This is a genomic window from Methanothrix sp., assembly GCF_016706325.1.
Lineage (GTDB): Archaea > Halobacteriota > Methanosarcinia > Methanotrichales > Methanotrichaceae > Methanothrix.
Genome location: NZ_JADJJX010000001.1, coordinates 1,600,833 through 1,613,557, shown reverse-complemented (window position 1 = coordinate 1,613,557; position 12,725 = coordinate 1,600,833). Strand labels below are relative to the sequence as shown.

General features: G+C 56.1%; 13 protein-coding genes and 3 tRNA genes. 9 read left to right on the top strand and 7 right to left on the bottom strand.

What is annotated here, in order from left to right; translation table 11 throughout:
* Nucleotides 1-16 precede the first annotated feature (16 nt).
* From IPI63_RS08335 to IPI63_RS08305, 7 genes are all read left to right on the top strand, one after another.
* Complete coding sequence (locus IPI63_RS08335) at nt 17-439, top strand: hypothetical protein (protein WP_292477922.1); 423 nt, start codon at nt 17-19, stop codon at nt 437-439.
* Nucleotides 440-926: 487 nt separating this feature from the next.
* Nucleotides 927-1,292 carry a hypothetical protein gene (locus IPI63_RS08330; protein ID WP_292477920.1) on the top strand — a complete coding sequence of 122 codons (366 nt, stop codon included), beginning with the start codon at nt 927-929 and terminating at the stop codon, nt 1,290-1,292.
* 395 nt (nt 1,293-1,687) lie between these two features.
* The gene (locus tag IPI63_RS08325) at nt 1,688-2,251 is read left to right on the top strand and encodes a helix-turn-helix domain-containing protein (RefSeq protein ID WP_214065257.1); all 564 of its coding nucleotides are present in this window, start codon (nt 1,688-1,690) and stop codon (nt 2,249-2,251) included.
* A gap of 21 nt (nt 2,252-2,272) precedes the next feature.
* A complete protein-coding gene (locus IPI63_RS08320; RefSeq protein ID WP_292477919.1) occupies nt 2,273-4,174 on the top strand; it encodes an AMP-binding protein in 1,902 nt (633 codons plus the stop codon).
* A 2-nt stretch (nt 4,175-4,176) separates the two neighbouring features.
* A complete protein-coding gene (locus IPI63_RS08315; protein WP_292477918.1) occupies nt 4,177-5,220 on the top strand; it encodes a 3-methyl-2-oxobutanoate dehydrogenase subunit VorB in 1,044 nt (347 codons plus the stop codon).
* Nucleotides 5,221-6,666: a 2-oxoacid:acceptor oxidoreductase family protein gene (locus IPI63_RS08310; protein ID WP_292477917.1), complete on the top strand. Its 1,446-nt coding sequence runs from the start codon at nt 5,221-5,223 to the stop codon at nt 6,664-6,666.
* Nucleotides 6,667-6,934: 268 nt separating this feature from the next.
* The gene (locus tag IPI63_RS08305) at nt 6,935-7,621 is read left to right on the top strand and encodes a 4Fe-4S binding protein (protein WP_292477915.1); all 687 of its coding nucleotides are present in this window, start codon (nt 6,935-6,937) and stop codon (nt 7,619-7,621) included.
* A gap of 30 nt (nt 7,622-7,651) precedes the next feature.
* Here the strand turns inward: IPI63_RS08305 and IPI63_RS08300 are convergent, their stop codons facing one another.
* From IPI63_RS08300 to IPI63_RS08270, 7 genes are all read right to left on the bottom strand, one after another.
* On the bottom strand, nt 7,652-8,254 hold the full coding sequence (locus IPI63_RS08300; RefSeq protein ID WP_292477914.1) for a CDP-alcohol phosphatidyltransferase family protein: 603 nt from the start codon (nt 8,252-8,254) through the stop codon (nt 7,652-7,654).
* A 72-nt stretch (nt 8,255-8,326) separates the two neighbouring features.
* Nucleotides 8,327-9,535 carry an aminotransferase class I/II-fold pyridoxal phosphate-dependent enzyme gene (locus tag IPI63_RS08295; protein WP_292477912.1) on the bottom strand — a complete coding sequence of 403 codons (1,209 nt, stop codon included), beginning with the start codon at nt 9,533-9,535 and terminating at the stop codon, nt 8,327-8,329.
* The gene (locus IPI63_RS08290) at nt 9,532-10,011 is read right to left on the bottom strand and encodes an Lrp/AsnC family transcriptional regulator (protein ID WP_214064897.1); all 480 of its coding nucleotides are present in this window, start codon (nt 10,009-10,011) and stop codon (nt 9,532-9,534) included. The genes IPI63_RS08295 and IPI63_RS08290 overlap by 4 nt, the downstream gene beginning before the upstream one ends.
* Nucleotides 10,012-10,338: 327 nt before the next feature.
* A tRNA-Thr gene (locus tag IPI63_RS08285) sits at nt 10,339-10,413 on the bottom strand.
* A complete protein-coding gene (locus IPI63_RS08280) occupies nt 10,404-10,862 on the bottom strand; it encodes a hypothetical protein (RefSeq protein ID WP_292477911.1) in 459 nt (152 codons plus the stop codon). Before IPI63_RS08280 ends, IPI63_RS08285 begins: the two co-directional genes overlap by 10 nt.
* On the bottom strand, nt 10,859-11,263 hold the full coding sequence (locus IPI63_RS08275; RefSeq protein WP_292477910.1) for a hypothetical protein: 405 nt from the start codon (nt 11,261-11,263) through the stop codon (nt 10,859-10,861). Before IPI63_RS08275 ends, IPI63_RS08280 begins: the two co-directional genes overlap by 4 nt.
* Nucleotides 11,264-11,350: 87 nt before the next feature.
* A complete protein-coding gene (locus IPI63_RS08270) occupies nt 11,351-12,388 on the bottom strand; it encodes an mRNA surveillance protein pelota (protein ID WP_292477909.1) in 1,038 nt (345 codons plus the stop codon).
* Between the two features lie 57 nt (nt 12,389-12,445).
* Between IPI63_RS08270 and IPI63_RS08265 the strand changes: the two genes are divergently transcribed.
* Both IPI63_RS08265 and IPI63_RS08260 read left to right on the top strand, forming a co-directional pair.
* Nucleotides 12,446-12,533: transfer RNA gene (locus tag IPI63_RS08265), tRNA-Asn, on the top strand.
* Between the two features lie 10 nt (nt 12,534-12,543).
* Nucleotides 12,544-12,618, top strand: a tRNA-Ile gene (locus IPI63_RS08260).
* Nucleotides 12,619-12,725 lie beyond the last annotated feature (107 nt).

Genomic DNA, 12,725 nt, shown 5'->3' with positions numbered 1-12,725 from the left:
GTTATTCTCGCTCTTATTGTTCGCGATGGCGCCCCTCTCCTCTGCCTCCCCCTGGGATGGGGATCTTGAAAGAGGCAAGCCCGATGAGCCTGAGGAGACCGGTGAGCCTGAGGAGTCTGAGGAGCCCGATGAGCCCGATGAGCCCGATGAGCCCGATGAGCCCGATGAGCCGGATGAGCCTGATGAGCCGGATGAGCCCGATGAACCTGAGGAGCCTGAAGAGACCGGTGAACCTGAGGAGTCTGAGGAGCCCGATGAACCTGAGGAGCTCGATGAGCCCGATGAGCTATTGCTTTTTTTGCTGGTAGATGTGCCGGCCTTCCTCGCAGAGGCAGTGGAGGCTGTGGCCAGGCCTGCTGTGGAGCTTGTCGGGGATGAGTTCAGCTCTCGGCTCGCGCTGACCACCCTGTCCTCGGCGGTCGAATTCGAGGTGGATTGACCGTTTACTGCCTCATCTGGGGATGAGTTGCCATCTAGGGCCCCGGGGGAGAGCCCCTTCTCCAGCCCGCCATCCCCCACTCCCTCTTGGCCTGCTTTATCATGATCGATGCCGAGGGAGATGATATCCGAGACCAGAAAGGCGGCGACGCCAGTAAGCAGGAGCAATATGAATATCAGAATGAGATTGTATATCCTGGGATGCCTTCCCTTCAATCTATCTTTAGCCAGATTGTAATAGGTGATTCTCGTTCCCATAGAGGCCCTCATACTTAAATAGATATTTTTCAGAGTTTATAACCCTTGCGACTGAATGCCAAATCGAGTTGGATGGCATTACATCGAGATCCCACCCTGGTTGATTAACGATGAGCATGCCGGTACTCTATTTCAATATTTCCATCTTGGTATGGCCATTATCATATGAATTTGCTTAGTAAATTATATATACTGTTATTAGCTGAATACACTAATTGAAGGCGAGGAATATGAAGAAGATAATCTGCAAAAATTGTGGAGTGGTAAATGAGATCTCAGATGATGCTCAGATCGAAGATTCTGATTGGGTGGAATGCACCCTCCCTGAGGGCTTTGAATGGGTCCTTCCTGCAGGGAAGATAACTCCAGTCATTGGCGATCCCCTCTACATCTCCGCCCAGGGCGAGCACCTCTCCCAGCATGCCTACCTGGACCGGTACAGCATCGACCCAGAGATATCCTATCAGCTCATACGGGGAAGCAGCCGCTCTCGATCTGCCGTCATGGCTGCAGCCGGCAGGAGAAGAGGTCCAGAGGCAATCAGCTCAAAGGGCAGATCAGATAGCTGGCTGGATGAGGATGACTGGATCTCTTGATGGCCGGAGGTATATGCGCCCAGAATAGAGCAAATCTATAGCTCAGCACAAAGGATAGAGCAAATTTTCAGCACAAAGGAACGAAGGCATAAGGCGGGATAAACAGCAGTCCCTGATTTCATTCACAGGAGGGTGCAAGGGGCTGCAAGGGGCTGCGAGGAGCCTATCTGTTTTTGCAGGATTAGCATTCACCCTCTTCTATGGAAAAGCAAGGCATATGCCACGCTGCCGCTCGATCGATGTGGATCTCCCTGGATCGATCTCATTTAAGCCGAACCAGCCCGACTTGCAGAGATAGATTCAAATATAAATGTGGGGCAGTCTCAATCCTGCATTACCTGTGGCCTGGATCTACTGCTCTGGACCATGAAGTTGGGATGCGCCGAGGAATGTGCATGAAAGAAACGCTTGAGGAGATAGGAACGCGACTTCGTGAGCTGAGAGAGTTGAACCGAGTATCATCCAAAGAGATGGCAGAGCACCTGAATGTACCAGTGGATGCGTACAACTGCTATGAGGAGGGAAAGCTGGACATCCCGGCCAGCGCCCTCATAGGCATTGCGCGAAAGCTGAACGTGGACACAGGACTGCTGCTGACCGGCGAGGAGTCCAAGATGAGCATCTTCACCATAACCCGCAAGGGCGAGGGGGTGGAGGTGGAGCGCAGGAAGCAGTATCATTATCAGAGCCTGGCCAGGAAGTTCGCCAATAAGAAGGCTGAGCCCTTTATCGTCACCATCGATCCCAAAAAAGAGAGCCAATCACATCCCGGCCACTCGCTCTACAGCCATCCAGGCCAGGAGTTCGAGTATGTGCTCGAGGGCACCTTGAAGATCACCATCAATGAAAACGAGGTCATTCTCAATGAAGGAGACTCGATATTCTTTGATTCAACATATGACCACGTCATGGAAGCCTTAAATGATAGGCCGGTGAAGATTCTGGCCGTGGTCATGTAAACCCATTACAGAGGATTGAATATGACATCTTTACTGCCCAGGTATGTCACGCGATTGGATTTCAAATCATACGATGACTTCAGAGAGGATCTGAGGATAATCATCCCCGAGAACTTCAATTTCGCTTATGACATCGTCGATACTTATGCTGCTGAATGTCCTGACAAACGTGCCCTTGTCTGGTGCAATGATCATGGAGAGGAGAAGACCATCAACTTCAAGGATCTGAAGAGACTGAGCGACAAGGCAGCCAACCTCTTTCAAAGCTGCGGGATAAAGAAGGGCGATACTGTAATGCTCACCCTCAAGAGCCGCTGGGAGTTCTGGGTGTGCATGGTGGGCTTGAACAAGCTGGGCGCCATCTCCATCCCTTCCACCCATATGCTGAAGGCGAAGGACTTCCTCTACCGGATCAAAAAAGCAGACCTGAAAATGATAGTCTGCATCGGCGAGAATGGCGTTCCGGCGGAGTTTGATGCCGCCCATAACGAGGCAGGGAACATCCCCCTGGTCAAAGCCCTGGTGGGAGGCCGGGATCTGAACCGGGAGGGCTGGATCAACTTCGATCAGGAGCTGGAGAGGGCCAGCGCTGACTTCATCCGCCCCACAGGGGATCAGGCAACAAAGAACGATGACATACTCTTGGCATACTTCACCTCCGGCACTACCGGCTACCCGAAATTGGTAAAGCATGATCAGACCTATCCTCTGGGCCACATCCTCACCGCCAAGTTCTGGCAGAATGTGGAGGATGACGGCCTGCATTACACAGTGGCCGATACCGGCTGGGCCAAATGTGCCTGGGGCAAGATCTTCGGCCAGTGGATAGCAGGATCGGCCGTCTTCGTCTATGATTATGATCGCTTCGATGCCGGAAGGATGATGGACGAGATGGGCAAGTACGGCGTGACCACCTTCTGCGCCCCGCCCACCATCTTCAGGTTCATGATCAAGAGCGATATGTCTCGCTACGACTTCTCCCGTCTCAAGTATGCCGTCACCGCGGGCGAGCCCCTCAATCCATCGGTATACGAGAGCTTCCTGAAGACCACTGGCTTGCGGCTGATGGAGGGGTACGGCCAGACTGAGACTGTGGTCTGCATCTCCAATTATCCCTGGATGGAGGCCAAACCAGGTTCCATGGGCAAGCCGGCAGCAGGATATGATATCCTCCTGGTGGGCAAGAACAACAAGATCTGCGAGGTGGGCGAGGAGGGGGAGATTGTCATCCGGACGGATAAAGGAAAGCCGGTAGGCCTTTTCACCGACTATCACATGGATCCGGACAAGACCCATAACACCTGGCATGATGACTATTATCATACTGGGGATACCGCCTGGCGGGATGAGGATGGATACTACTGGTTCATCGGCCGGACAGACGATATGATCAAGAGCTCCGGCTACCGGGTAGGCCCCTTTGAGGTGGAGTCAGCCCTCATGTCCCACCCTGCCGTCCTGGAGGTGGCGATCACCGGGGTGCCCGATCCCATCCGCGGCCAGGTGGTCAAGGCCACTGTGGTCTTGACCGAGGGATTCAGCCCCTCAGAGGAATTGAAGAGGGAGCTGCAAGACCATGTGAAAAAGGTTACAGCTCCCTACAAATATCCCCGCATAGTGGAGTTCGTGGATGAGCTTCCCAAGACCATCAGCGGCAAGATAAGAAGGGTGGAGATCAGGGATAAGGACAAGCCATACCCGGTGATCAACACCCTGGAATGCAAGGCCTGCGAGAGATGCATTGAGGCCTGTCCGGTAGGGGTGCTGAAGATGGGCGATGAGCTGAACATTCGCGGCTACAAGTATGTGCTCTATTCAGGGGATGGTTGCATAGGCTGTGCTGCCTGCTACTATACCTGCCCCGAGCCGCTGGCAATTGAGGTGCATGTGCCTCAGAAGGAGAAGTCCGTGGGGGGGAGCTGAAGATGGCATCTGCATTAATGGCAGGGAACAGCGCTGTGATTGTGGGTGCACTCTATGCAGGATGCGACTGCTTCTTCGGCTATCCCATAACTCCGGCCAGCGAGATACTGCATGAGGCCTCAAGGCTCTTTCCCCTGGTGGGCAGGAAGTTCGTCCAGGCGGAGTCCGAGGAGGCAGCGATCAATATGGTCTATGGAGCGGCAGCCGCCGGCCACCGGGTCTTGGCCGCCAGCTCCGGGCCGGGAATGAGCCTGAAGCAGGAGGGGATCACCTACATCGCTGGGGCCCAACTGCCCTGTGTGATCGTGGATATCTGCCGGGCGGGGCCGGGCCTGGGAAACATCGGCCCGGAGCAGTCCGACTACAATCAGGCCTGCAAGGGTGGAGGCCACGGCTGCTATCATAACATAGTCCTCGCCCCGGCCAGTGTGCAGGAGATGTGCGACTTCACCGCCAAGGGCTTTGAGCTGGCCTTCAAGTACAGAAACCCGGTGATCATCCTGGCAGATGGCGTCTTAGGGCACATGGTCGAGCCCTTGGAGTTTCCCCATGAGGCGACGCATCCCACAATCGATACCAGCTGGGCGGTGGCAGGCAATGCAGAGACGAGAGGAAATCTGGTGACATCCATCTCCTTGGACTTCATCGACCTGGAGAGGCATAACCTGATGCTGCAGGAGAAGTACCGCCAGGTGGAGGAGAATGAGGTCTTATGGGATGGCTACCGTCTGGAGGATGCCGATGTCGTCCTGGTCTCTTATGGCATCAGCAGCCGTATCGCCCGGTCGGCAGTGGACAGCGCCCGCAGGGAGGGAATCCGGGCCGGGCTCTTCCGGCCTATAACCCTCTATCCCTTCCCCAAGGGGGAGATCGCCCAGCTTGCCGGCAGGGGCTGCAGATTCATATCAGTGGAGATGAGCAACGGCCAGATGAGGGATGATATCCGCCTTGCCAGCGGCTGCCGGCCGGTGGAGCTTGTCTCCCGTTACGGAGGAAATCTGATTGATGCAGAACAGATCATGAATAAGATCAGGGAGGTGGCATAAATGGCAGCAATGGAGAAGCTCTTCGGCGACCATCCGGGGCTGTATGATATCTTTCCCCGGAAGGGAGGATCTGCTCCCACTGCTACACATTACTGTCCAGGCTGCGGGCATGGCATCCTGCATAAGCTGATCGGCGAGGCCATGGCCGACCTGGGAATTCAGGACCGCTGTGTTGTGATCAGCCCGGTGGGGTGTGCTGTGTTCGCTTATTATTATCTGGATTGCGGGCATGTGCAGGCAGCCCACGGCCGGGCTCCGGCCATAGCCACGGGGATCTCCCGGGCAGAGGATGATGCCATAGTCATCTCCTATCAGGGGGATGGAGATCTGGCCTCCATCGGCCTTAACGAGACCATCCAGGCGGCTAACCGGGGGGAGAAGCTGGCGGTCTTCTTCGTAAATAACACTGTCTATGGCATGACCGGCGGGCAGATGGCGCCCACCACCCTGATCGGAGAGGTCACAGCCACCACCCCTCAGGGCCGTGATCCCCTGGAGCAGGGCTATCCCATCCATATCTGTGAGATCCTGGATACCCTCAGCGCCCCGGTGTACATCGAGAGGGTCAGCCTCTCGGATATCGAGCATATCCGCAAGGCCCGGCGGGCGGTGAGAAAGGCCCTGGAGGTTCAAAGGGATAAGAAAGGGTATGCTTTTGTGGAGCTGCTCAGCCCCTGTCCCACCATCCTGAGGATGGATGCCCGTGGCTGTGCTAGGTTCATCAATGAGCAGATGGAAAAGGAGTTCCCCTTGAAGAGGTTCCGGGACAGGTCAGCCCAGGCCCAGCCCATCAACAGGCAGGAGAGCGACTATTCTCTGCAATCCCTGAATAGGATCTTCGGCTGCGAGGATGATAGCTGCATTCAGTTCGAAGAGGATCCGGAGTTTGTGCCCAAAGGGGTGAAGATCGCCGGGTTCGGCGGGCAGGGGGTGCTCAGCATGGGCCTGGCCCTGGCCCAGGCAGCCTTTGGCTGCGGCCGTTTTGTATCCTGGTATCCCGATTACGGGCCGGAGCAGAGGGGCGGGACCTCCAACTGCTCTGTGATCATCTCCGGAGTGCCCATCGGCTCGCCGATGGTAGACCATCCCGATGTGCTGGTGGCCTTCAACCGGCCATCCCTGGAGAAGTTCGCCCCTTCCGTCAAGAAGGGGGGCGTGATCCTGTACGACTCTTTGGCCGGCCAGTTCCAGGCTCCTGAGGGGGTGAAGGCCATATCGGTGCCTGCAACAGAGATCGCTGTGGGCAGGGGAGCCAGTATGGCTGCCAATACCACCATGTTTGGGGCCTTGATGCAGGCTGGAGATCTGGGGCTGCCCAGAGAGGCTTACGGGAACGCCTTCCGCGTCACATTCGCCAAGAAGCCCAAGCTCATCCCCAAGAACCTGGAGATCTTAGAGGCGGGGGCGGAGGCGGCCCGTGTGCTGGAGATGGCAGCGAGAAAGTAGGGCTGCAGGCTGTATCGAGATAGGATCCGCGAGATCTTCCTGAGAGCGATTGGATCCTGACCCCCTTTTTTTATGGGCAGAATTTTTTTATGGAGCAGAAAGCCTCTCTTGGAGGAGCGATATATATCAGTTAATCTTCAGAGCGGCAGGTCTTTTCCCATAGCCACTGGCATGGGCCCGGTCTGCATTCAAAGATTAGCAGTCAGCAAGATAGAGATATATATACGATCAATATAATCAGAGTCCAGCCTCAAAGGGAGAAGAGAGTATGAGCGATCCCGTCCTCACCAAAGCGATAAAAGATGCTGCCATCGAAATGAATGCTGACTTCATAGGCATTGCGGACCCCTCCTGTTTTCTGAATCCAGACTATCTCGGAAACAGACCCCAGGAGATCATGCCCGGTCTGAGGTCGGTCATCGTTTTGGGGGTTGGCATTCCCAGGGGAGCATTTGAGCCCCTCCCCAAGGGGCGGGCGGAATATACCAATACCCTCATGGCTGCAACTGCAACCCTGAGGGTGATCGCCTTTCAGATTGCAAGGATGATCGAGAAGCAGGGCTACCGGGCGACAATCGTCCCCCCGGAGGGGAGCGAGTTTGGATACTGGTATGCTGATCGGGAGACGCTAAAGGCAAGCGTCTCCATCAAGTATGCAGGCTATTGTGCTGGACTGGGAAACTTCGGGATGAATCACCTATTGATCACAGAGGGCTTCGGCCCCAGAGTTCGCATGACAGCATTGCTGACCGATGCTCCCCTGGAGGCTGATGAAAATGGATCGATGCCTTTTATCCATGAGCACTGCAGAAGCTGTCTGAAGTGCATTGATATCTGCCCTGTAGGTGCCATCTCTCCCGATGGGAAGATCGGCCGGCATAAGTGCGCTGAGTATATGTTCAATGCTCTGGGCGGATTGCGTTGCGGCCTGTGCATCAATGTCTGCCCGTTGTGAAATCTATTCTGAGCTGAGAGAGCACGGGCCTCATCTCTGCAGGGCGAACCGGATCCTCTGCAGGGCAGTGGCATTGGCCAGGATGGCCGTCAGGATGATGATCGCCATCAGCCATTGATCATTGAAAAGCCCGAGGAACATGCCGAAATAGAGCAGCATGAGCCGCTCCAGCCTCTCAAGGAATCCGCCCATTCTCTTCAGATCACCCGGGTCCTTCACAATCCCCCGGTGGTCGGCATAGGCCCGGACAAAGCTGGTCATGAGCCCGCCAAATATCAGGAGCACAATCCAGGCCTCATTGGGAAGGCCCAGAGACTCCCCCCGGCCCACATAGATGAGCAGCCCCAGGTAGAGCATCAACTCCACATATCTGTCCACCACCCCGTCGATGAAAGCCCCCTTGTCGGTGACCTGATTGGTGACCCGGGCGACAGTTCCGTCCACTATATCGATGAAAGCCGAGAGTGCGAACATCGCCAGGCCGATGGCGAGATGGTGCATGACCAGAGCGAGCAGGCCTGCTATGGCCGGCAGCAGGGAGATGAGCGACCAGGTGTTGGGGCTGATGCCGAGGGCAGCCAGCCCCCCTGCCAGGCGATCGGTCCTCTCCGATCGAAGGGTGGCTTTGAGCATTTACTCTCTCCTCATCCTCTCCTTCTCTTCTCCTTATCCTCTCCTCTTACTGCCCTTTTGATCTCTCCCCGGCTACAGGCTCTTGATGAATGTCTCCATCCTGTCCAGAGCCTCTATCAGCTCCTCTCTGCTGGTGGCATAGCTGCAGCGCAGGAAGCCCTCCCCGCTCTCGCCGAAGACATTCCCCGGGACCACTGCCACCTTCTGTTCATGCAGCAGCCTCTCTGCGAACTCCTCAGAGGAGAGGCCGAAGCCCTCTATGGAGGGGAAGGCATAAAAAGCTCCCTTGGGCTCAAAGCAGTCCATACCTATGCGGTTTAGCCCCGAGACGAAGAGGCGTCTGCGCAGATTGTACTCATGCCTCATCTGCAGCATCTCCTCTTTTCCCGCTTCCATCGCCTCTAAAGCCGCCACCTGGGCCATGGTGGGGGCACATAACATGGTGTACTGATGGATCTTGGTCATCGCCCCGATGAGCGCCGGGTCTCCCAGGGCATATCCTATCCGCCAGCCGGTCATGGCATGGGACTTGGAAAGGCCGCTCAGGATGATGGTCCTCTCCTTCATCCCCTCCAGCTGGGCAAAGCTGGTGTGGTCCCTGTTGTAAGATAATTCTCCATAAACCTCATCAGATATCACAATCAGGTCGTTTTCCATCACCACATCCGCCAGATCCTCAAGATCCGAGCGGGTCATTATCGCCCCGGTGGGATTGTTGGGGTAGCTTAATAGAAGGCTGCGGGTCTTCCCGGTCACTACAGGGGCAATATCCTCTCTTTGCACCCGAAACTCGTTCTCCAGATGGGTGGGAACCGTCCTTGGCACCCCCCCTGCCAGGATGATGTCCGGGGTGTAAGCCACATAACAGGGCTCGGGCACCACTGCCTCTTCGCCTGGGTTCAGTGTCGCCCGGAAGGCCAGATCCACCCCCTCGCTGACTCCTGTGGTGATGAGTATCTCCTCACTGGAGTCATACTCCAGCCCCTTGTCCCTTTTTGCCTCCTGGCAGATGGCCTCTCTCAGCTCAGGCATGCCTTTATTGGAGGTGTAGTGGGTGTTTCCCAGCTCCAGGGAGTAGATGCAGGCCTCGCGCACATGCCAGGGGGTGACGAAGTCGGGCTCGCCCACTCCCAGGGAGATTGCTCCTTTCATCTCGTTTACCAGGTCGAAGAACTTTCGAATCCCTGAGGGGGGCATGTCCCTTACAGATTGATTGATGTGCCTTTTGGCATTCCAGGGGGGTACGTTCTTGAGGCTCTGCTTTTTTGTCTGCTTTTTCATGGGGTTACCACCAATCTCTCGGGCTTGGGCTGATCGGTGAGGATAGCCCCATGCTCCTTATAGCTCTTGAGGATAAAATGGGTGCAGGTGGACTGGATCCCCTCCAAGGGGGCGATCTTCTCCGCCACAAAATAGGCGATATCCTTCATCGATTTTCCCCGCACGGTGACCGATAGGTCATGCCCTCCGGAGACCAGCCGCACCGACTCCACCTCCGAGAACCTGGCGATCCTCTCTGCCACAGCATCGTAGCCCCTCTTTCTCTGCAGCGCCACCTTCAGCTCCAGGACGGCGAAGACAACGCTCTGGTCGAGCCTCTCCCAGTTGATCAGGGTGATGTACTTTCTGATTATGCCCGCATCCTCCATCTCTTTGATCTTCTCGGCCACCTCCTCCTCCGGTCTGCCGAGAAGTGCTGCGATCTCAGAGGGTGTTGCCTTGGCATTCTCATAGAGGATCTGCAAAATCTCGTGCATGAATTCCTCTATTAGCCCACTCCATTCAATTATAGGCTTTGCCCTTGCCAGAGTAATAGGGATAATCATATACTATCGAAAGTTATTAATACTCTTATTACAACTGTATTAATATGAAACGAATGAAATGCCCCAAATGCAATTATGCATGGGAGACGAGGGTGAACAGACCAAAGGCCTGTCCCAGGTGCAAGACCAGATTGGATGTGAAGAGAACGAGAAGGGCTTGAATGAATATTCCGGTGGGGGCAGGGATGAGGCCGGACCATTTCTTTTTCTTTCTAATTATTTTAGTCTTAATTGCATCCCCTGCCGGTTTACTGGAAAAGCCCCGAGCGTGATTCGAACACGCGACCTATTGATTACAAGTCAATCGCTCTGGACCAGCTGAGCTACCGAGGCACAGGATCGAGATATTTTTCACCATCACTTAAAGGCTTTGCTCCTGGCGGTCCCTGATCGATAAGATCTCTCAAACCCAGCTTCTCCAGGCTGCGCAGCAGGGAATACTTTGTTCCCGGGTGGCGCAGATCAAAGAGAGATAGCTCTTCCCGTGCCCGGGCTTGTCTCTCCTCTCTCTTCCCCCTCTCCCGGCAGAAGCAGAGGCCATGCTGGAGGGCATAGAGCCTGACCTCCCTGGCGGGTATGCGCCGCAGGGGCTGGATGATGGGAATCGTACCCCTCCCCCCCTGCCCTATCCCCTGCTCTACATCCGGCAGCCTGCATCGGAGTCCATCAATATCCCCATCAAGATAGCTCATGAATATCCCTGTGGCCACGTCGTCCAGGTCCTCGCCGGTGGCCATGGCATCCGCCCCCCTCTCTTGCGCGAGGTCTGCTGCCCTCCTCACTCTCTGGACAGGGCGGGAGGGATCGGGCAGAAGATCCCCTCTCTCCTCTCCATTCCGGGCGGAGCCGGCAGGAGCTCGATGCTCGAGAATAGCCCTAGCTGCTGGCAGGCAACCCGGGCCGCCCTGAGGCCAGGACCTCGGTCATCTACGATCAGGGCGATGAGATCGATATCCCTTCTGCAGCCAAAGAGGCTCTTGATGATACTGGCCATCACAGCGCTCCCCTCTCCTCCATCCATGAGCAGGGCCAGCCGCAGGCCGTGGGCAAAGAGCCCGCTCTGGCGCAGAATCTCTCTCGCCTTGCGGTGGATGTCATCCTCAAAGTGGGCCCGGCATAGATGCATCCCCGAGTACTTCTGGTAGATTATGGCAGGCAGGGGGCACTTGCAGCAGCAGGTCAACTCATTCTCCCCTTACGCCATCGATCCATCCTGTGGATGCATCTCTCTTGCTTATTCTCGTTCTCATTCTCGTTCTCATTCTCGTTCTCAAGCTATCTTGAATCTGAGCAGTGCCGCCACTCCCCCTAAAGAGGCCAGCCGGTCTCCGGGCTCAAACTCCGAGCTGAATATGACCACCTTTCCGCGGGCATCTCCCACCTCGCGCATGATATCGTCCATCCCTCCCCGGCGGGCGAGATCGTCCAGGACCAGCAGGCTCTCGACGGCCCCGTAGCTTATCGCCTTTCTGACCTCTTCCGGGCCATAGGCGGCCCTGCCATCAGTGGCGATCTCCCGGAAGAGCTCCTCGATCAGCCTCGCCTCGCGGGCGATGCGGCTGGACTCAAGGACGCTCTTTACAGCTCCCCGGCGGAGAACCTCCTGAAACCCGGACCTGCCAATGGAAGAGGCATCGTCCAATGCAATCCTCTCCGCTAGATCAGGGTAGGTGGAATCGATCACCTTTTTCAGGTCATCTTTGGCAAATCCCGGACCGGCGAGGATCACCTCTGCACCATCCTGAGCGATCTTGTCAATGGCCCCTGCCACCTCTCTCATGAATGAGGAGCGCCCGTCTTCACCCCCTCCCTTGCCGCTGCTCGTGCTGATCTCCGCTGCCATCTGCACCCCGAACTGGCGGAGAATGCCGATGGTGGCCTCGCCCTCCTCCACCAGAGCCAGCACCACCTTGGGCCGCTGAGACTCCTTCACAGCATCATCGATGCGCGCCAGAAGGTCAGGCCTCCAGTGGTATTTGAGTATGGACAGATCAGTGCCCACCTCGATATTCAGGGTGTGGTAAGAGCCCACATCCATGCCCGATACAATCCGCCCGTGGAGCCGCAGCCAGTTGGAGTACATATGAAACTCTATGTCCTCCACCCGCACCCCCAGGCGCACTGTCTTTCTCTCCATCTTCTCCGGCCGGGCCTTGTCTGCAATTGCCGGAAGCTTCCTCTGGGTCAGGGCGAAGACCAGGTCCCCCCTCTCCACCAGGTGGCGCAGGTGCCACAGGTCATCCAGGGACTCGGGAAGAAGGGCGATCTCTCCCTCCTCACCGCGCAGATCTCTCTTCAGGACGCGCATAGGATATGCTCTCAGATCAAAAGGCTTAAATCATTGTGCATCCAGGGTGGTGGTCGAGCCGCCATAACTCAGATGGTAGAGTGTCTGGCTGTTAATTGAGCAAGCAGCAACCAGAATGTCACAGGTTCGAGCCCTGTTGGCGGCGCATTCCTTTCGGGCCTGTAGCTTAGTCCGGTTAGAGCGCTCGGCTCATAACCGAGTGGCCGCCGGTTCAAATCCGGCCAGGCCCATGCTGGCTACTGAGGATTGGGATGCTCTGGACTTTGATATGGTGATGGACCTCAAGCATATCGCTATATTCTCTTGCATGTGATTGATCTCTTCGGAGATGCCCTTG